This window comes from Salinicola sp. DM10, assembly GCF_017306975.2.
In the GTDB taxonomy this organism is placed as follows: Bacteria; Pseudomonadota; Gammaproteobacteria; order Pseudomonadales; family Halomonadaceae; genus Salinicola.
Genome location: NZ_JAFLEN020000002.1, coordinates 313018 through 331332 on the forward strand (window position 1 = coordinate 313018; position 18315 = coordinate 331332).

Below are 18315 nucleotides of genomic sequence, written 5' to 3' on the forward strand. Positions count from 1 at the left end.
AACGATGGCGCGCTTTTATCGATCGATGACTCTCACGATCGGGCGCAGCAAGGTCGCCACAGACGTCTCCGACTCCGGCACTCGCGCCGACTCGGTGACAATGCCAGGTGCGACCGGTGTCGGTCGGGCCACAAGCCCGCGGCACCATGACATTTTCGCCGGTACCTCCACCGGCCACTCCAAGGTGTGAAATGACCTCGACTGTAGTTGCGACGCCAAGCTTTGGCGATCTGGCGCTATTGCCGGAAGTACTCTCTGCCCTCGATACCCTGGGCTACGAAACACCATCCCCGATCCAGTCGCAGACCATCCCTGCGCTGCTGGACGGCCGCGACGTGCTGGGCCAGGCCCAGACCGGCACCGGCAAGACCGCTGCTTTCGCACTGCCGCTCTTGAGCCGTATCGAGCTCGAGCGGCGTGAACCTCAGGTGCTGGTACTGGCACCTACCCGCGAGCTGGCTCAGCAGGTGGCCGTCTCGTTCTCCAAGTACGGTCAGAATCTGAAAGGTCTCGAGATCGCCACCCTGTGCGGCGGTCAGGAGTACCGTGAGCAGCTGAGCGCGCTCAAGCGCGGCGCTCAGGTGGTGGTCGGCACCCCGGGCCGGATCATCGATCACCTGGATCGTGGCAGCCTCAAGCTGGAAGGGCTCTCCGCCCTGGTGCTCGACGAGGCCGACGAAATGCTGCGCATGGGCTTCATCGACGACGTCAAGCGCGTGGTCGCCGATGCGCCCAGCGACTCCCAGCGGGTGTTCTTCTCGGCCACCCTGCCGAGCGAGATCGAGCGTATCGTCAACCGCTATCTGGTCGATCCGGTCAAGGTGGCGATCGAATCCAAGGTCAGCACCGGCGAGAACATCGAGCAGCGTGTGGTTCGGGTCGAAGGCCCGAGCAAGCTCGAAGCGCTGGCGCGTATCCTCGAAGTCGAGCCTGTCGATGCCGCGATCGTCTTCGTGCGCACCCGTGCCGCCTGCACCACGCTGGTCGAGCAGCTCACCGCACGTGGCGTCAACGCCGCCGGCCTCTCGGGCGACCTCGACCAGAGCCTGCGTGAGCGCACCATCACTCGGCTCAAGCGCGCCAAGGTCGACGTGCTGGTGGCCACCGATGTGGCGGCGCGTGGCCTCGATGTGCCGCGTATCACCCACGTGATCAACTACGATCTGCCGCAGGATTCGGAAGCCTACATCCACCGTATCGGGCGTACCGGCCGTGCCGGCCGTGACGGCGTGGCGATCACCTTCGCCGGCGGCCGCGAGACGCGCAAGGTGCGCTGGGTCGAGCAGGCCACCGGCCAGCCGATGACCGAGATGCCGCTGCCCGACGAGAGCGCCATCCGCGCCCATCGCGACGACCGCTTCAGTGCGCGTCTGCTCGAGATGCTCGAAGCCGGTGCCGGCCAGCAGCGTGAGCTGATCGAGAAGCTGGTCGCAGAGGGTCACGACCCCATCGATCTGGCCGCCGCCATGGCGACCCTGGCACGCGCCGGTGAAGCCCCGATCGGGCGTATCACCGCCGGCCCTGCGCGCCGCGACAACCCGCGTGACGGTGGCCGCGATGCCGGCCGCGAGCGTGGCCCGCGTCGCCGCGACAGTGCCCCGCGTGAAGGCATGACCCGCTATCGTGTCTCGGTCGGCCACAAGGATGGCGTCAAGCCCGGCCAGCTGGTCGGTGCGCTGGCCAACGAAGGCGGTATCGAAGGCGCCCGTATCGGTCGTATCGACATCCGCAACGCCTTCTCGGTGGTCGAGCTGCCCAGCGGCCTGCCCAGCACCATCCTGGCCAAGATGGCACGTGCTCGGGTCGCCGGTCGCTCGCTGGAGATCGCCGAAGATCAGGGCGCGCCGGAGCGTGCACCGCGCCGCCGTAACGACGGCGATGCGCCGATGCGCCGCTCGCGCGCCTGATCCCAGGCACTGCTGGTCCCACGCCGCCCCTGATCTTCAGGGGCGGCGTTTTTGTGTGTGCCTCTGAGAGGGTGTTTACAAAATGCCTGCGCTCGACGATACGGCGTTGAAATCGACCTCAAAGTACTCATTTACACCCCGTAAACTCCGTCTTTTCGGCCAATTTCGCCTTGTCTCGTCTTCGCTCGCCGAATTTGTCAACACCCTCTGCTACTGGCGGGGTAGGAGCCGCGCGCCCGCCGCCACCGGCTTGGGCCATGGTCGGACAGCGACCAATGATCATGGTGTGCAATAATCGTTTTTGTTCGCTGAATCGAGACAGGTGTCGCGCCGACGCGGTGTGCCCCGATGGCTAAGGTTAACGATATGGTCAAGACGCTCAAGGACCAGCTCTACCAGGCGCTGCTGCGCAGCATGGCCAGCGGCCATCTCGAGCCCGGTCTGGTGCTGCTGGAGAGCAATATCGCCGAGATCTTCGGCATGAGCCGTTCGCCGGTGCGCCAGACCCTGGCGCGGCTGTACGACGAAGGGGCGATCAGCCGCTTCGAAGGGCGTGGCTACGTGGTCGGCGGCGAGCCGAGCGAGGTGGTGCGGCGTTCGCTCACCGCGGCCGACTTCCGTGCCGCCGGCGGGCGCGCCTCGGTCAAGCGCACCGAGTCGTGGCGCGCACTGGCCGAACGGGTCGAGCACGACGTGGTGCTCGGGTCGATGAAGGGGCGCCTGGAGCTCAACGAGCTGGAGCTCTCGCGTACGCTCGACGTCAGTCGCAGCGTGACCCACCGCATTCTGCTGCAGTTGCAGTCCCTCGGCGTGGTGGCCAAGGTCAAGTATTCGAGCTGGAACGTGGTGCCGCTGGACAGTGACCGGCTGCACCAGCTCTACGAGGCGCGCCGCCTGCTCGAGCCGTTCATGATCGGCAAGGCGTGCACGCGTATCGGGGCTCAGGACGTGGCGCGCTATCTGCAGCGGCTGGCCCAGGCCGAGCGGCGCTATCCGCATATCGACCCGGGGCGGCTGGATGCGTTGGAGCAGGATCTGCACCATGACGCCCTGATCCACGGTGCCAACGACGAGCTGCTGTCGATGCTGCAGCGCACGCGGCCGATCCTGCTGATCAGCAAGCACCTGCTGGGGGGCGAGATCGCGCTGCCGCCGGAGGACCCCTTCTTCGCCGCCCACCGCCAGGTGTTCGAAGCGCTGGCGGCGGGGCAGGCGACACGTGCCAGTCAGGCGTTGAGCGATCATCTGGCCTGCTCCGAGTCACTGGTGCAGGCGCGGCTGGTCAACTTCCAGCGCGATGGCGATATCCGCATTCCCGCCTATCTGCGCTGGCTCAGCCGCTGCTGAGCCGCGGCCATCACGTTATCCGGTGGCTGCGCGCTCAGGCCATCGCCCAGTCAGCCATCGCCCAGTCAGCCATCGAACCATCAGCCATCGACCGGTAGACCATTGTGGCGGCGCAGCTCACGAATGATGCCGCTGTGGTCGAGATCGCCGTCGCCATGGTCGAGCATGGCGCCGAACAGGGCATCGGCGCGCTGGCTCAGCGGCAGGTCCAGGCCCAGGCTGGCGGCTTCGGCCAGAGCGGTCTGGGTGTCCTTGTGCTGCCACTTGGCCGGGCCCCCGGGGGTGAAGTTTCCAGCCAGCATACGCTCGCCGTGTTGGGTGAGGATGGTCGAGTCGGCGAAGCCGCCGAGCAGCGCCTCGCGCACCCGGGCCGGGTCGGCCCCACCACGTTCGACCAGCAGCAGCGCCTCGGCCACCGTGGCCAGGGTGTTGGCGACGATCATCTGATTGGCCAGCTTGGCCAGTTCACCACAGCCGGCGGGCCCGACATGGGTGGGGCGGCCCAGGTGGCTCAGCAGCTCGCGGCTGGCCTCGAAAGCGCTGGCCTCGCCACCGACCATGATCGCCAGGGTGCCGTCGATGGCGCCGCGCTCGCCGCCGGAGACTGGCGCGTCGAGATAGTCGATACCCCGCGCGGCGGCGGCTTCGGCCTGGGCGCGGGCCGTGGCCACCGGGATCGAACTCATCACGATCAGCCGGCTACCGGCGGGCATCGCGGCGATCGCGCCGTCGTCGCCCAGCAGCACTTCGTCGCATATCGGCCCGGAGCTGAGCATCACGATCAGGGTGTCGACATCAGCCGCCTCCGCCGGGGTGGCGGCGAGATGGATGGCGTGATCGGCCAGCGGTGCCAGCTTGTCGCGGCTGCGGTTCCAGGCGCTGACGGCATAGCCGGCAGCGGCCAGGCGGCGGGCGATAGGGGCGCCCATGATGCCGGTGCCCAGAACACCGACGCGTCTTTGTGTGGTCATCTCGCCTTGTCCTTACCTGACTTCGTCTTGCCGAGGGCGCCGCGCGCGGCCCGGCGTGGGGCGGGGCTTATCGCCGGCGCCGGCTTCAGTCGCCGCTGCGCGGCAGGATACGCCCCGGCGAGAGCAGCTCGCGCGGGTCGAGCAGATGCTTGATACCGCGCATCAGGTCGTACTCCGGCCCCGGCAGGGTATCGAGGAAGGCGGCCTGCTTGAGCCGTCCGATACCGTGCTCGGCGCTGATGCTGCCGTCGAACGCTTCGACGATCTCGAACAGGCGCAGCTCCAGATCGTGGAGCAGCGGCAGGCGCTCGGCCTCCGTCAGCGCCGCCGGCGGGAGGATGTTGAAGTGCAGGTTGCCGTCGCCGATGTGGCCGTAGGCGATCACCGTCGCCTCCGGGCAGGCCTCCGCGATGGCGTGGCTGGCCTGGGCGTGGAACAGCGGCAGCGACGAGATCGGCAGTGAGATATCGGTGCGCAGATGCTCGCCGGTCTGCCGCTGGCCCTCCAGCATCGCCTCGCGGATCAGCCATAGCTGCTGGGCCTGGGCCTCGCTGGCGGCGAGCACGCCGTCGACCAGCAGCTCCGCCTCGGCCCCCTGTTCGAACAGCGCCTCGATCATCGCATCCAGATCGGCGGGGCCGCTCGCCGCCACCTCCATCAGCACGTAAGTGGGGTGGGGCGCGTCGAGCGGGTCGCGCAGGTCCGGTGCCGCCTGCATGGCCAGCTCCAGGCAGTGCCGCGGGATCAGCTCGAAGGCGGTGAGCAGATCGCAGCAGCAGCGCCGGGCCAGGGCATAGAGCGCCAGCACCGCTTCGATGTCGGCGCAGGCGAGCAGGGCGGTACGGGTGACCCGGGGCTTGGGGAAGAGCTTGAGCACCGCACCGGTGACGATCCCCAGCGTGCCCTCGGCACCGATGAACAGCTGCTTCAGGTCGTAGCCGGTGTTGTTCTTGTGCAGCGCACGCATGTGGCTGAGGATGCGCCCGTCGGGCAGTACCACTTCCAGGCCCAGCACTAGCTGGCGGGTCATGCCGTAGCGCAGCACGTTGAGCCCGCCGGCGTTGGTGGAGATATTGCCGCCGATCTGACAGCTGCCCTGGGCACCCAGGGCCAGCGGGAAGTAGCAGTCCGCCTCCTCGGCCACCTCCTTGATGGTCTGCAGCACGCAGCCGGCATCCACGCTCAGACTGAAGTTGAGCGGGTCGAGTTCGCGTACCTGGTTCATGCGCTCCAGGCTGAGCACCAGCTCGGCGCACTCCTCGTCCGGCATTGCCCCGCACACCAGCCCGCTGTGTCCGCCCTGGGGCACCAGCGGTACGTCGTGGCGATGGCAGTAGGCGACGATATCCGCCACCTGGGCGGTGTTCTCCGGGCGCACCACGGCCAGCGGCATGCCGCCGCGGCGCCCGGTCCAGTCGGTGCGGTAGCGCGCCAGGTCATCCGCCTGGGTGAGCACGCCGCGCGCGCCCAGCAATTTTTCGAGTTCGCCGATCAGGGCGTTGTCGCGGGTCATCGTCGTCTCCCTATGCTCAGCGATACCACAGCACGATGCCGGGGAAGACCAGGAACAACACCAGCAGGCCCAGCAGGGTGAAATAGAACGGCAGCAGGCTCTTGACCAGACTCTCCATGCCCACCTTGCCCACGCCGCAGCCGACGTAGAGCACCGTGCCCACCGGCGGCGTGATCAGCCCGATGCCGAGGATGAAGGACATCAGCACGCCGAAGTAGACCGGATCGATGCCCAGCTTGACCACGACCGGGGTCATCAGCGGCGCCAGGATCACCATGGCCGGGGTCAGGTCCATGAAGAAGCCCACCACCAGCAGGAAGGCGGCGAGGATCAGCAGCAGCAGGAAGCGGTTGTCGGTCAGCGCCGAGAGGGTCACCACCAGCTGTTGCGGGATCATGTTGGCGGTCAGCAGCCACGCCAGCACGCTGGCGAAGGCGAGCAGCAGCATCACCACGCCGGTCAGCTTGCCGGTGTTGATGCAGAGCTGGAAGAAGCGCTTGAGGCTGAGGCTGCGATAGATCACGAACGACACCACGAAGGCGTAGACCAGCGCGATCGCCGCGCTCTCGGTAGGGGTGAAGACCCCCGAAAGGATACCGCCGACGATGATCACCGGCAGCAGCAGGGCAAGGGCGGCGTCCTTCAGCGCGCTGCCTAGCTCCGGCAGCGAGAAGGGCTGGCCGCGGCCGTTCTTGCGCGACTGCACATAGGTGGTCACCGCCAGCCCCAGGGTGATCAGAATGCCGGGCACGATACCCGCCATGAACAGCGCCGAGATCGAGGTGTTGGTGACCACGCCGAACAGGATCATCGGGATCGACGGCGGGATGATGATCCCCACCACCGAGGCCGCGACGACGATCGCCGTGGCCAGCGGCCCGCTGTAGCGGTGACGCTTCATCGGCTCGATCATCATGCTGCCGACGGCGGAGGCGTCGGCCACCGCCGAGCCGCTGATACCGCCGAAGAACATCGAGGTCAGCACCGCGACCTGGCCCAGGCCGCCGGCGACGAAGCCGACCAGGGCGCTGGCCAGGCGGACCAGGCGTGTGGCGATGCCGCCCTCGCTCATCACCTCGCCGACCAGTATGAACAGCGGGATCGCCAGCAGCGGGAAGGAGTCGAGTCCGTTGACCGCCTGCGCCACGATCGGCGACAGCGCATAGTCCGACTCGAAGAAGATGAACAGGGTAATGGCGGCAAGGCCGAACGAGATCGGCATGCCGATGACGATACAGATCGCCAGACCGACGAGAATGCTCCAGAGAATCATGCTGTTTTTCCTCGCAGCAGGGCGACGAGCGCGACGCTGTTGGCGATCAGCGTGAGGATCGCCATCACCGGCATGGCGCTGTAGAGGAAGGTCTGCGGAATGCCCAGCATCGGCGTGGCGCTGGTGTAGCCCGAGATCAGATCGCGGAAGCCGAACAGGATGCAGATGCAGACGATATAGATCACCGCGATGGCGAGCAGCGAGGCGGCGCGCTTGAGCGCGCTCGGTGCCTTGTCGCGGAAGAAGGTCACCGCGACGTGCTCGTTGCCGAGACTGCCTACACCGGCGCCCAGCAGCACCAGCCAGATGAACAGCACCCGGGACATCTCCTCGGCCCAGGTGTAGGAGTAGTTGAGCACATAGCGGCCGAAGACGTTGGCGGTGACGCAGAAGACGACACCCAGCACGAGCAGGCCGACGGCGATCTCCAGGGTCAGCTTGAGCCACCCCAGCACGCCGCGTGCAGTGGACGAGGAAGCGGTCATCGCGCTCTCCGAGCAAGCGGGGCGTGACGGCCAGGCCGGCACGCCCCCGACAATGAGACGCGGCCAGTCTCTCGACCGGCCGCGGGGGCGGGATTACTGGGCCGAGGCGGCGGCCTGGCGGATGCTGTCGATCAGGTCACCGCCGATCTTGTCGCGCCAGTTGGCGTAGACCGGCTCCAGCTTGTCCTGGAACACCTTGACCTGGGCCGGCGTCAGCTCGGTGATCTGCATGCCTTCGTCTTTCAGCTCCTGCTTGATCTGGTCGTTCATGCTGCGGCTGACGTGGCGCTCGTAGTCGCCCATCTGCTTGGCAGCGTCACGCAGCAGCTGCTGGTAGTCGGCCGGCAGGCGGTTCCAGAAGCGCTCGGAGACCAGCGTGATGAAGGGCGTGTAGACGTGGTTGGTCTCGGTGGCGTACTGCTGCACCTCGTTGAACTTGGAGGACTTGATGGTGATCCAGGGGTTCTCCTGGCCGTCGACCACGTGCTGCTCAAGAGCGGTGAACAGCTCGGCGAACGACATCGGTGTCGGGTTGGCCCCCAGGGTGCGCCAGATATCCAGGTGGATCGGGTTCTGCATGGTGCGGATCTTGAGACCGTCGAGATCCGACGGCTTGGAGACCGGGCGCTTGCTGTTGGTCAGCTGACGGTAGCCGTTCTCCGACCAGCCGATCGCCACCAGCCCCTTGGTCGAGGCTTCCTTCAGCATGCGCTGGCCGATCTCGCCATCGAGTACCTTGTCGGCGACTTCCGGCTTGGGAAACAAAAACGGCAGATCGAACACCGCGAACTGCGGGAACATGTTGACCATCGGCGAGGTCGAGGGCGAGGTCATCTCCAGGGTGCCGGCCTGTAGTGCGCTCACCGACTGCAGATCGTCACCCAACTGGGCGCTGTGGAACATCTGCACCTGGATATGGCCGTCGCTGCGCTGCTCGACGATCTTCTTGAAGTACTCCAGGCCGCGATATTGGGCGCTGGATTGGGTCAGACCGATGTTGAACTTGAGGCTGTAGTCCTTGCCGTCGCCCTGGACGACATCGCCCTTGACCTCGGGCAGCGGCGGCATCTCGGTGGCGGCCACTGCCGACAGGCTGCCCAGGCCGAGCACGCCGGCGGTCAGCAGCGACATCAGCGAGCGGCGCAGCGGCAGGGTACGTGGGGTACGTGTGGTTGTTTTCATCTTCGACTCCAGAGCATGTGGGCTGGTGGTCAGGGGCAGGGCGGTGCCACCTTGTTGTGGCTTGTCGCGGGCGACCGCGCCTGCCGGGGGGACGGCGCTAGGCGGAGTGCCAGGCGCTGCCGTCGGGGTAGCGGTGGGCCGCGAGCGACGCCGCCTTCATGGTCACCCCGTAACCCGGGGCATCCGGTAGCTGGTAGCGGCCGCGGTGGATCTGCACCGGCGCCTCGAAGTGTTCATGCAGATGGTCGACGTACTCGAGCAGGCGCCCCTCCAGCGAACCGGAGACCGCGATGTAGTCGAACATCGAGATGTGCTGGGTGTACTCGCACAGGCCCACGCCACCGCCGTGGGGGCACACCGGGATGCCGTACTTGGCCGCCAGCAGCACCACCACCAGCACCTCGTTGAGCCCGCCCAGGCGGGCGGCATCGAGCTGGCAGAAGTCGAGCGCCTCGGCCTGGAACAGCTGCTTGAACATGACGCGGTTGTGGCAGTGCTCACCGGTGGCGACGCCGATCGGCGCCAGACGGTGGCGGATCTCGGCGTGGCCGAGAATGTCGTCGGGGCTGGTCGGCTCCTCGATCCAGTGCGGATCGAACTCGGCCAGCCGGCGCATGTTGGCGACCGCCTCGTCGACATCCCACATCTGGTTGGCGTCCATCATCAGGGTGCAATCGGGGCCGATCTCCTCGCGCAGAATGCGGGCACGGGCGCGGTCCTCCTCGATGTCGCCGCCCACCTTCTGCTTGAAGTGGCGCCAACCCTCGTCCAGCGCCTCGCGGCAGAGCTTGCGCATCTTCTCTTCCGAGTAGCCCAGCCAGCCCGCCGAGGTGGTGTAGCCGGGGTAGCCGTGCTCGCGCAGCTGCGCCACACGCTCGGCCTTGGTCGGCGCCTGGCGGCGCAGCAGCGCGATCGCCTCTTCCGGGGTCAGGGCGTCGCTGATGAAGCGAAAGTCGAGGCACTTGACCAGTGCCTCCGGGGTCATGTCCGCGAGCAGCTGCCACACCGGCTTGCCCTCGCGCTTGGCCCACAGGTCCCACACCGCGTTGACCATCGCCGCGCAGGCCAGATGGATGACGCCCTTCTCCGGGCCGAGCCAGCGCAGCTGGCTGTCGCCGCTGGTCAGGTCGCGCCAGAAGGCGCCCATGTCGGCGGTGATCTCCTCGAGCGTCCGGCCCTCCAGGCGCGAGGCCAGGGAGTTGACCGCGGCGACGCAGATCTCGTTGCCGCGGCCGATGGTGAAGGTGAGTCCGTGACCGCTGATACCATCGTCCGCATCGGTGTGCAGGATGACGTAGGTGGCCGAATAGTCCGGCGCCGCGTTCATCGCGTCCGAGCCGTCGAGCTCACGCGAGGTGGGGAAGCGAATGTCCTGGGCTTCGACGCGCTGAATGGTCGTCATGGGGCGCGGTTTTCCTTATGGCTTACGGCACGAAATAGGTCGCGCTATTGTCGGGGAATACGCCAATTCTCGAGACCTCAATCGATGGCCTCGGCGGCGATCAGGTGCTGTCTGAAAAGTCGACGAGCGAAGGCCAGGCAAGGCAAAAATCGGCGAAGACGGACCGGGCTGGCGCTCCAGTTTACGCCGTGTAAATGAGCATCTTGAGCCGATTTTTAACGCCGCGTGGGCGAGCGCAGTACTTTTCAGATAGTGCCTGTAGGACAGCCTAAAGGAGCGATAGAGCCCCGAATAATCGTTTTTTTTGCAACTGGAATAACCCGGGGTTATTGTCTTTGACCAAAGAATAAAGGCAGGGATGCACATGTCCCACGATAGTCGAATTCACATCAAGAGCTGGTTGCGTATCAAGCACCTCGTGCTGCTGGTGACCCTCGACGAAAGTCGTAGTCTTCACGCCACTGCGCGGCACATGAACATGAGCCAACCTGCGGCCAGCAAGATGCTCAAGGACATCGAGAACTTCTTTGGCATGGCGCTTTTTCTGCGCCAGCCACGGCAGATGACATTGACCAGCGGTGGTCGCATGCTGGTGCGCTATGCGCGCAGTATTCTCAACGACACCGACCGCCTGATCGACGATCTGATCTCGCTGCGCGAAGGTGGCCACGGCAAGCTGGTGATCGGCAGCGTCCCCGGTGCGGCACCGGTACTGCTGCCGCAGGCGATCATCCAGCTCAAGCATGAGCGCCCGCAGTTGGCGGTGAACGTGCAGGAAAACTCCAGCGATCGTCTGCTGGCCGATCTCGAGTACAAGCGTCTCGACGTGGTGCTTGGGCGTTATACCGAACCGGCCCAGCACCACCTGTTCGATTTCCTGCCGCTGCAGGCCGAGCCGGTCTCGATCGTGGTACGCGCCGGCCACCCGCTGTGCCAGCACACCCCGACCCTGGCCGAGGTAGTGCGCTGGCCGTGGGTGATGCACCCCACCTCCAGCCCCATGCGCGGCCTGTTCGAGGTGGCCCTGGCCGAGGCCCAGGTGCGCTCGCCGCGCAATGTGATCGAGACCACCTCGACCCAGACCACGCTGCAACTGGTCAGCGCCTCTGACGCCATCGCGCTGCTGCCCACCTCGATACTGCGCACGGCGATCTCGTCCGGGCGCTTCGCCGCGCTGCCGCTGACCATCGGCGAGCCGCTGGGCTACTACGGGGTGATGACGCGCAAGGGCGAGGAGCGCGCCGAGGTGGTGGACGCCTTCATCTCACTGCTGATGACGCGCTCCGAAGGCTGAGCGTCGCATCGCGAGACCGGCGCGGCCGCTATCCTCTCAGCTCGGGACAGCGGCTCGCGCCTTCACGTTGACGGTGTCACGCGGCGACAGGGCGGTGTCATTCGATGATGTGGAACTGATCGAAGTAGCGCTCGTTGAGCGACAGCCCCAGCCCCGGGGTGCCATCGTCGAGGTCGAGGCAGCCATCGACCGGCTCGGGGTCGCCTTCGAACAGGTAGTAGAAGAGTTCGTTGCCGATCTCGACATCGTGGACTGGGAAGAATTCTGACATGGGCGAGGCGAGGGAGGCCATGGTCAGATGGTAGTTGTGCATCTGACCGGCGTGGGGGACCACCGGCACGCAGAAGGCTTCCGCCATGGCATTGATCTTGCGCGCTGCAGTGATGCCGCCGACCCGGTTGGTATCGTACTGGATGACGGAGACCGCGCGTTTCTCGAGCAGCTGGCGGAAGCCGTAATGGGTGAACTCATGTTCACCACCGGATATCGGAATGCTGGTCAGCCGATTGAGTTCGGCATAGCCATCGATGTCATCGGCGATCACCGGCTCTTCCACCCAGCGCGGCTGGAAAGGCTCCAGCCTGGGCAGCATGCGCTTGGCGTAATCCAGATTCCAGCCCATGTAGCAGTCGATCATCAGGTCGATGTCATCGCCGATCACCTCGCGCACCGCGGCGACACGGTCGAGGTTGGCGCGCATGCCCGCCGATCCATCCTTGGGGCCATAGCCGACACGCATCTTCATCGCCTTGAAGCCCTGGTCGAGATACGACTGCGCCTCTTCCTGCATCGCCGGCAGGTCCATGCAGTAGAGCTTGGAGGCGTAACAGGGAATCTTTTCCTTGGTGCGCCCGCCGAGCAGCTTGAACACCGGCTGACCGGCCGCCTTGCCCATCAGATCCCAGATCGCGATGTCGACGCCCGAGATCGCCGCCATGCCGATCCCCTTGCGGCCCCAGGCCAGGGTGGCGCGATACATGCGCTGCCACAGATATTCGTAATCGAACGGGTCCTGGCCGATGACCAGTGGCGCCAGGTACTGGTCGATGATGGTCTTGGCGACACGCGGCGCGAGCGCCACGTTGCCCAGCCCCACCAGCCCGGTGTCGGTCTCGACCTCGACCACGGTCCAGCCGTGGAAGCGAAAGCTGCCCATGGAGTCGCTCTTGTCCCACAGCTCGTCCATGGCGTTGGCACAGAAATGCGGCGTCGGGGGGACGGTGTGGCCTTTCCATTCGAAGACCCGGGCGCGGACGCGGGTGATTTTCATGGCGTGTTCCTCGTCGTGTAGAGACTCAGGTCACTGATCGCACAGCGGCTTGGCTCACCCCGTGGCGGCTGAGCCGGCCGCCACGGGGTGATACCTCACGCGCCTTGACGACGTGCGAGGTGAGCGATCAGGCGGCGAATACCGAAGGTCCATGGCGGCAGCTGGTCGCTGCGCGCGACCACGTTGCTCAGCCGCCCCAGCTTGGGCGTGCTGATATCGACCCGGTCGCCCAGGTGATGGGTAAAACCCTGGCCTTCGCCGTCACGATCCTGGATCGGCGAGAACATGGTGCCGAGGAAGAGCATGAAGCCATCCGGGTACTGATGGTGCGCCCCCTGGGTCTGGCTCACCAGGTCGAGCGGGTCGCGGCTGATCTCGCGCATGTCGCTGTCGCCCTCGAGCACGAAACCGTCGTCGCTGCCCTCGATACGCAGGGAGACCCGCGCCTGGCGCACGTCGTCGATGCCGAAGTGGGCGTCGAACAGGCGGATGAACGGGCCGATGGCGCAGGAGGCGTTGTTGTCCTTGGCCTTGCCCAGCAGCAGTGCGCTGCGCCCCTCGACGTCGCGCAGGTTGACGTCGTTACCCAGGCTGGCGCCACGCACCTGCCCCTGGGCGTCCACCGCGAGCACGATCTCCGGCTCCGGATTGTTCCATTGCGAGGCCGGATGCAGGCCGACCCGGGCGCCGTGGCCCACCGCGGAGAGCGGCTGCGCCTTGGAGAAAACCTCGGCATCCGGTCCGATCCCCACTTCCATGTACTGCGACCAGGCGCCGCGCGCCTGCAGCTCGCGCTTGAGCGTCATCGCCTCTTCCGAGCCGGGCTGAATGCGCGACAGGTCGCTGCCGATCAGCGTCTGGATCTCGCGGCGCAGCTCGGCGGCGCGGTTGAGATCGCCGCCGGCCTGCTCCTCGATCACCCGCTCCAGCAGGCTGACCGCGAAGGTCACGCCGCAGGCCTTGATCGCCTGCACGTCGCAGGGCGCGAGCAGATAGGGCGCCAGCGGTTCGGCCGCGGCGCTGTTGGCCAGCACCGTCGCCAGCGGGGCGATCAGCGGTGCCTCGGCGTCGCGCACCAGGCCCGCGGCGTCGGGGTGCTCGAGCAGGTCGGCCATGGTGGCGACATGCGCGGAGAGATCGACCAGGGCATCGCCGCGCACGGCGACGATGGCCGGGCCGCCGCGCTGCGGATCGTCGCCCAGCCAGGCGCGGCCCACCAGCAGGGCGCGATCGGCGTCCTCGGGCAGACAGTCGAGTGACTCGGGCAGGCGGTCGGGTGCTTGGGCTTGCGTCATGGGAAAACCAGCTCTCGATGATCAGGGGTGACTGGGCGCCGCTGCGTTAGTGCGGCGCGGATAAAGGGGTGCCCGGCGTTCAGCCGAAGGGCGTCGTGCCGGCCAGCGATGAGCGTGCCACTGCCTGGCGCATCGCCGCCACCACGTCTTCGGGTAGCGGGATGCCGTCGGCGAGATAGTCGCGCCGCCGCGCCAGACCGGACTGGCCGGGCAGGCGCACCGGGCGCTCGGCGTCGCGCGGGCGCGCCTCGAAGCAGCGCCGGGCTAGATGGTCGGTCTCGTCGAGGAACGCCTGCGTACCGCCGAAGCGCGCCGGGTCGATCACCATCACCATCACCGAGGCGCCCCAGGTGGTGGGGCCATCCTTGCGCCCGAACCCGGCCAGGGCCGAGGTCAGCGCTTCCACCATCAGCCCCAGGGCGAAGCCCTTGTGGCCGAAGGCGAGTTCGCCCAGCGGCAGGATGCTGCCGCCCGGCTCGGCGAAGTAGTCGGCGGGGTCGTCGCTCACCGCACCGTGCCCGGAAAGGATCGCCGGATGCGCCAGACGCTCGCCGGCGGCGTGGGTCTTGCCCACGGTGCCGTTGGTGATGGTCGACATGCTGACATCGATCAGCAGCGGCTGCTCGCGGCCGGGGATGCCCGCTGCCAGCGGGTTGGGGGTGTAGACCCGATCGAGGCCGCCGAACGGTGCCACCGAGGCCACCGCGGGGTCCGAACTCAGGATCAGCGGCACCAGATTGGCCTCCACCAGCGGCTGCAGATAGGCCGCCAGGCAGGCGATATGGTGCGAGCGCTTGAGGCTGACCATGCCCAAGCCGAAGGTGGCCGCGGCCGCGCGGCAGTGGTCGAGGGCGCGCTGGACCAGATAGGGCCCGAGCAGGTAGTGGCCGTCGAACAGCGCCGCCACCGGGGTGTTTTCCTGAATCTCGAGCACCCCGGGGTCGCCGCTGGCGTTGCCGGCGGCGAGATCCTTGAGATAGCCGTCGGCCAGCTTCACGCCGTGGGTGTGGTGGCCGAGCAGATCGCCCTCGACCAGAATCCTGGCGGTGGTCTCGGCGACCTCCTCCTGCGCCCCCGCCTCGCGGAACAGGGCGCTCAGAGTGGTGCGCAGGGTGGCGGCGTCATAGCGGGTCATCTCTCGTCTCCGGCGGTGGCGGCTGCGGGGCGGCGCAGCCGGCGGATGTGCTTGATCAGCGTCGGCAGCAGCCAGATCAGGATCACCAGCGCGCCGAGGGCGGCGCTGATGGGGCGCTCGAAGAAGGCGAGCAGATCGCCGCCGGACTTGAGCATCGAGCTCATGAAGCTGTTCTCCAGCGTGCCGCCGAGCACCAGCCCCAGGATCGCCGGCGCCATGGGGAAGTCGTTGCGCGCCAGCACGAAGGCGACCAGGCCGATGATCAGCATGATCCAGATATCGGTGACCGAGTTGTTGATGGCGAAGGCGCCGACGATGCAGAAGGTGAAGATCACCGGCATCAGCATCTTGCGCGGGGTCAGGATGAAGACCTTGGAGGCGCGGATCGCCAGATAGCCCAGCGGCAGCATCATCAGGTTGGCGACGAAGAACACCGTGAACAGGGCGTAGACCTGGCTGCCGCCGTTCATGAAGATGGTCGGCCCCGGGTTCATGCCCTTCATGTAGAGCACACCGATGACGATGGCGGTGATGGTGTCGCCGGGGATGCCGAACACCAGCGCCGGTACCCAGGCCCCGCTGATGCCGGAGTTGTTGGCCGAGCTGGCATCGACGATCCCTTCGATATGGCCGCTGCCGTACTTCTCCTTCTCCTTCGAGCGGCTCTTGCCCAGCGCATAGGCGATCCAGGCGGCGATATCCGCCCCCGCGCCCGGCAGCGCGCCGATCAGCGTACCCAGGGCGCTGCCGCGCAGCATGTTGCGCCAGTAGCGGCGCAGGGTGGCGGGGGCCTGACGGAACACGCTGTCCTTGGCCATTGCCGGCACGCTGCGGGCCTCGTTGCGCGAGCCGTAGAACAGCATGATCTCGTTGAGCGCGAACATGCCGATCATCACCGGAATGAAGTTGACCCCGGCCATCAGATCGGGCACGCCGAAGGTGAAGCGCGGCGCGCCGCTCATCATGTCGAGCCCCACGGTGGAGAGCAGCAGGCCCACGGTGAGCGACAGAAACGCCTTCAGCCGCGAGCCGATGGCGATGAAGATCGAGCAGCTCAGGCCCAGCAGCGCCAGCCAGAAGTACTCGAAGGAGCTGAAGTTGAGCGCCACCTCGGCCAGCGAGGGGGAGACGAACACCAGCACCAGAGTGCCGAACAGACCGCCGAACACCGAGCACAGCAGGTTGGTGCCCAGGGTCTCCCGCGCCCGCCCCTGGCGCGCCAGCCGATACGACTCGCCGACATAGGCGGCGGAGGCGGGGGTGCCGGGGATATTGAGATAGGTGCCGGGAATGTCACCGGCGAAGATCGCCATGGCCGAGGTCGCGACGATCGCCGCGATCGCCGGCGTGGCGTCCATGTAGAAGGTGATCGGCACCAGCAGGGCCACCGCCATGGTGGCGGTGAGGCCGGGGATGGCGCCGACGAAGAGCCCGAACACGGCCGCCGCGACGATCACCAGCAGCGTCTGGGCGTTGAACACCATGGCCAGGCCTTGCACGAAGGTTTCCATGAGCGATTACCCGATCCAGGCCAGACTTTGCGGGAGCAGTGTGCCCTCCGGCAGCGGAATCAGCAGATAGCGCGAGAACAGCAGGGTGACGATGAGTGACACCACCAGGGCGACGCCCAGCGCCAGCCACCATTTCGCGCCACGCATCAGCATCAGCAGCCACATCGAGAGCAGCATGCACAGCCCGGCGCCGAGGGTCTCGGCGGCCAGGATGTAGAACACGATCAGGGCGCAGGGCACCAGGGACAGCGCCAGCCCGCGGTAGTCGTAGCGCGAGAGCCCCGGGTCCTCGGGCGCGTGCCGCCGGGCGGCGAGCACGCGGACCTGGCTCAGTGCCAGCAGCGCGCCGCCGATCAGCATCCCCGCGCCGATCAGCGAGGGGAACAGCGATGGCCCGTACTGCAGCGAGGGCATGGTGGGGTAGGTCTGGGCCACGGCGATCACCACGCCGCCGCCGATGGCAAAGACCAGACCCAGGAGAAAGTCTCTCATCGTGCGACTCCCGCGGGCTGCGCCCTCACTTGGCCAGGCCGACCTGTTTGACGATCTCGCCGAAGCGCTGATCCTGCTCGGCCATGAACTTGCCGAAGTCATCGGCGCCGCGCCACTCGGTGCCGAAGCCCTGCTTGGCCATGAAGTTCTGGTAGGTGTCGCTCTGATAGGCCGCCTCGACCGCTTTCTCCAGTGTCTCGACCACGGCCGGGTCCATGCCCTTGGGACCGGCGATACCGCGCCACTCACCGATGGTGTAGTCGCTGCCGATCGCCTCTTTCAGCGTGGGTACGTCGGGGAAGCTGGCGAGCCGCTCCGGCGCCATGATCGCCAGGCTCTTGACCTTGCCCGCCTCGATCATCGCGCGTCCTTCGGGCACCGAGCTGGGCACGATATCGATGCTGCCCGCTGCCATCTCGGTCATCGCCGGCGCCGCGCCCTGGCTGGGGATCCAGGTCACACGGTCGGCCTCCATGCCCTGATCGAGCAGCAGCCCGGCGAAGGCCAGATGCCATACGCCACCCTGGCCGGTGCCGGAGGCGTTGTAGGTGCCCTTGGGCTCGTCCTTGACCTTGTCGAGCAGGGTCTTGACCGAATCGAAGGGGCCGTCGGCGGCGACCTGGATCCCGGCGTAGTCGTAGTTGATCTGGGCGATTGGGGTGTAGTCGGCGTAGGTGAGCTGGGTCAGGCCCTGCCAGTGCATCATGTTGATCTCGCCGGTGACCAGGCCGAGGGTATAGCCGTCGGGCTTGGCCATGGCGATGGCGGTGTGTCCGACCACGCCGCTACCGCCGGTGCGGTTGACCACGTTGACGGTCTGGCCGAGCTCTTTTTCCAGCGCCGTGGCGATGGTGCGCGCGGTGGCATCGGTGCCGCCTCCCGCCGCCCAGGGCACGATCAGGGTGATCGGCTTTTCGGGATAGTCGGCCAGCGCCGGCAGTGGCATAACCAGGGCCGCACCGAGCAGGCCGAGGCAGAAGTGTTTCGCGGTCGTCGAGATCATGGCGGTGTCTCCGGAGTGACGTATCGTTTTGTTTATCGTTGTGTGGGGCGTCGTTGTAGTGATCGCCGTCTTGCTCAGGGAGTGGTTGTGGGCTTGGCCGCTTGACACGCAACGGGCCTTTAGCGGGTGAAGCACACGGCGCCTGACATGCCTTGCCTATCGTGCCAAACGCGTCGGAACTGGCGCTGATATCGGGCGACTGACGTTCTGGCTGGGCTCGTCAAGTGTCGTGCTT

15 protein-coding genes are annotated in these 18315 nt (G+C 66.8%); 3 read left to right on the top strand and 12 right to left on the bottom strand.

What is annotated here, in order from left to right:
* The first annotated feature begins 191 nt into the window (after window positions 1-191).
* Both J0A90_RS10110 and J0A90_RS10115 read left to right on the top strand, forming a co-directional pair.
* Window positions 192-1907, top strand: coding sequence for a DEAD/DEAH box helicase (locus J0A90_RS10110; RefSeq protein ID WP_233076677.1), 1716 nt, complete (start codon window positions 192-194; stop codon window positions 1905-1907).
* A gap of 348 nt (window positions 1908-2255) precedes the next feature.
* Window positions 2256-3254: a GntR family transcriptional regulator gene (locus J0A90_RS10115; RefSeq protein WP_233076678.1), complete on the top strand. Its 999-nt coding sequence runs from the start codon at window positions 2256-2258 to the stop codon at window positions 3252-3254.
* Window positions 3255-3334: 80 nt separating this feature from the next.
* Here the strand turns inward: J0A90_RS10115 and J0A90_RS10120 are convergent, their stop codons facing one another.
* The 6 genes from J0A90_RS10120 to J0A90_RS10145 form a co-directional block, all read right to left on the bottom strand.
* Window positions 3335-4225, bottom strand: coding sequence for an NAD(P)-dependent oxidoreductase (locus J0A90_RS10120; RefSeq protein WP_207034915.1), 891 nt, complete (start codon window positions 4223-4225; stop codon window positions 3335-3337).
* Between the two features lie 85 nt (window positions 4226-4310).
* A complete protein-coding gene (locus J0A90_RS10125) occupies window positions 4311-5738 on the bottom strand; it encodes an FAD-binding oxidoreductase (RefSeq protein WP_207034914.1) in 1428 nt (475 codons plus the stop codon).
* Window positions 5739-5754: 16 nt separating this feature from the next.
* The gene (locus tag J0A90_RS10130; protein ID WP_106418247.1) at window positions 5755-7011 is read right to left on the bottom strand and encodes a TRAP transporter large permease; all 1257 of its coding nucleotides are present in this window, start codon (window positions 7009-7011) and stop codon (window positions 5755-5757) included.
* Window positions 7008-7496, bottom strand: a complete 489-nt coding sequence (locus J0A90_RS10135) for a TRAP transporter small permease (protein WP_207034912.1) — start codon at window positions 7494-7496, stop codon at window positions 7008-7010. The genes J0A90_RS10130 and J0A90_RS10135 overlap by 4 nt, the downstream gene beginning before the upstream one ends.
* 93 nt (window positions 7497-7589) lie before the next feature.
* Window positions 7590-8678 carry a TRAP transporter substrate-binding protein gene (locus tag J0A90_RS10140; RefSeq protein ID WP_207034910.1) on the bottom strand — a complete coding sequence of 363 codons (1089 nt, stop codon included), beginning with the start codon at window positions 8676-8678 and terminating at the stop codon, window positions 7590-7592.
* 97 nt (window positions 8679-8775) lie between these two features.
* Window positions 8776-10080 carry an L-fuconate dehydratase gene (locus tag J0A90_RS10145; protein ID WP_207034909.1) on the bottom strand — a complete coding sequence of 435 codons (1305 nt, stop codon included), beginning with the start codon at window positions 10078-10080 and terminating at the stop codon, window positions 8776-8778.
* A gap of 364 nt (window positions 10081-10444) precedes the next feature.
* Between J0A90_RS10145 and J0A90_RS10150 the strand changes: the two genes are divergently transcribed.
* Window positions 10445-11374: a LysR substrate-binding domain-containing protein gene (locus J0A90_RS10150; protein WP_207034907.1), complete on the top strand. Its 930-nt coding sequence runs from the start codon at window positions 10445-10447 to the stop codon at window positions 11372-11374.
* A gap of 97 nt (window positions 11375-11471) precedes the next feature.
* Here the strand turns inward: J0A90_RS10150 and J0A90_RS10155 are convergent, their stop codons facing one another.
* The 6 genes from J0A90_RS10155 to J0A90_RS10180 all read right to left on the bottom strand — a co-directional run bounded on the left by J0A90_RS10155 (window position 11472) and on the right by J0A90_RS10180 (window position 18023).
* Window positions 11472-12644 (bottom strand): L-rhamnonate dehydratase, encoded by a 1173-nt coding sequence (locus tag J0A90_RS10155; RefSeq protein WP_207034905.1) that lies wholly within the window; start codon window positions 12642-12644, stop codon window positions 11472-11474.
* Window positions 12645-12739: 95 nt separating this feature from the next.
* A complete protein-coding gene (locus J0A90_RS10160; protein ID WP_207034903.1) occupies window positions 12740-13939 on the bottom strand; it encodes a fumarylacetoacetate hydrolase family protein in 1200 nt (399 codons plus the stop codon).
* A gap of 79 nt (window positions 13940-14018) precedes the next feature.
* A complete protein-coding gene (locus J0A90_RS10165) occupies window positions 14019-15074 on the bottom strand; it encodes an Ldh family oxidoreductase (protein ID WP_207034901.1) in 1056 nt (351 codons plus the stop codon).
* Window positions 15071-16585 carry a tripartite tricarboxylate transporter permease gene (locus J0A90_RS10170; protein ID WP_207034899.1) on the bottom strand — a complete coding sequence of 505 codons (1515 nt, stop codon included), beginning with the start codon at window positions 16583-16585 and terminating at the stop codon, window positions 15071-15073. Before J0A90_RS10170 ends, J0A90_RS10165 begins: the two co-directional genes overlap by 4 nt.
* 6 nt (window positions 16586-16591) lie before the next feature.
* Window positions 16592-17077: a tripartite tricarboxylate transporter TctB family protein gene (locus tag J0A90_RS10175; protein WP_207034897.1), complete on the bottom strand. Its 486-nt coding sequence runs from the start codon at window positions 17075-17077 to the stop codon at window positions 16592-16594.
* Between the two features lie 25 nt (window positions 17078-17102).
* Window positions 17103-18023 carry a tripartite tricarboxylate transporter substrate binding protein gene (locus tag J0A90_RS10180; protein ID WP_370635777.1) on the bottom strand — a complete coding sequence of 307 codons (921 nt, stop codon included), beginning with the start codon at window positions 18021-18023 and terminating at the stop codon, window positions 17103-17105.
* Window positions 18024-18315: the final 292 nt, after the last annotated feature.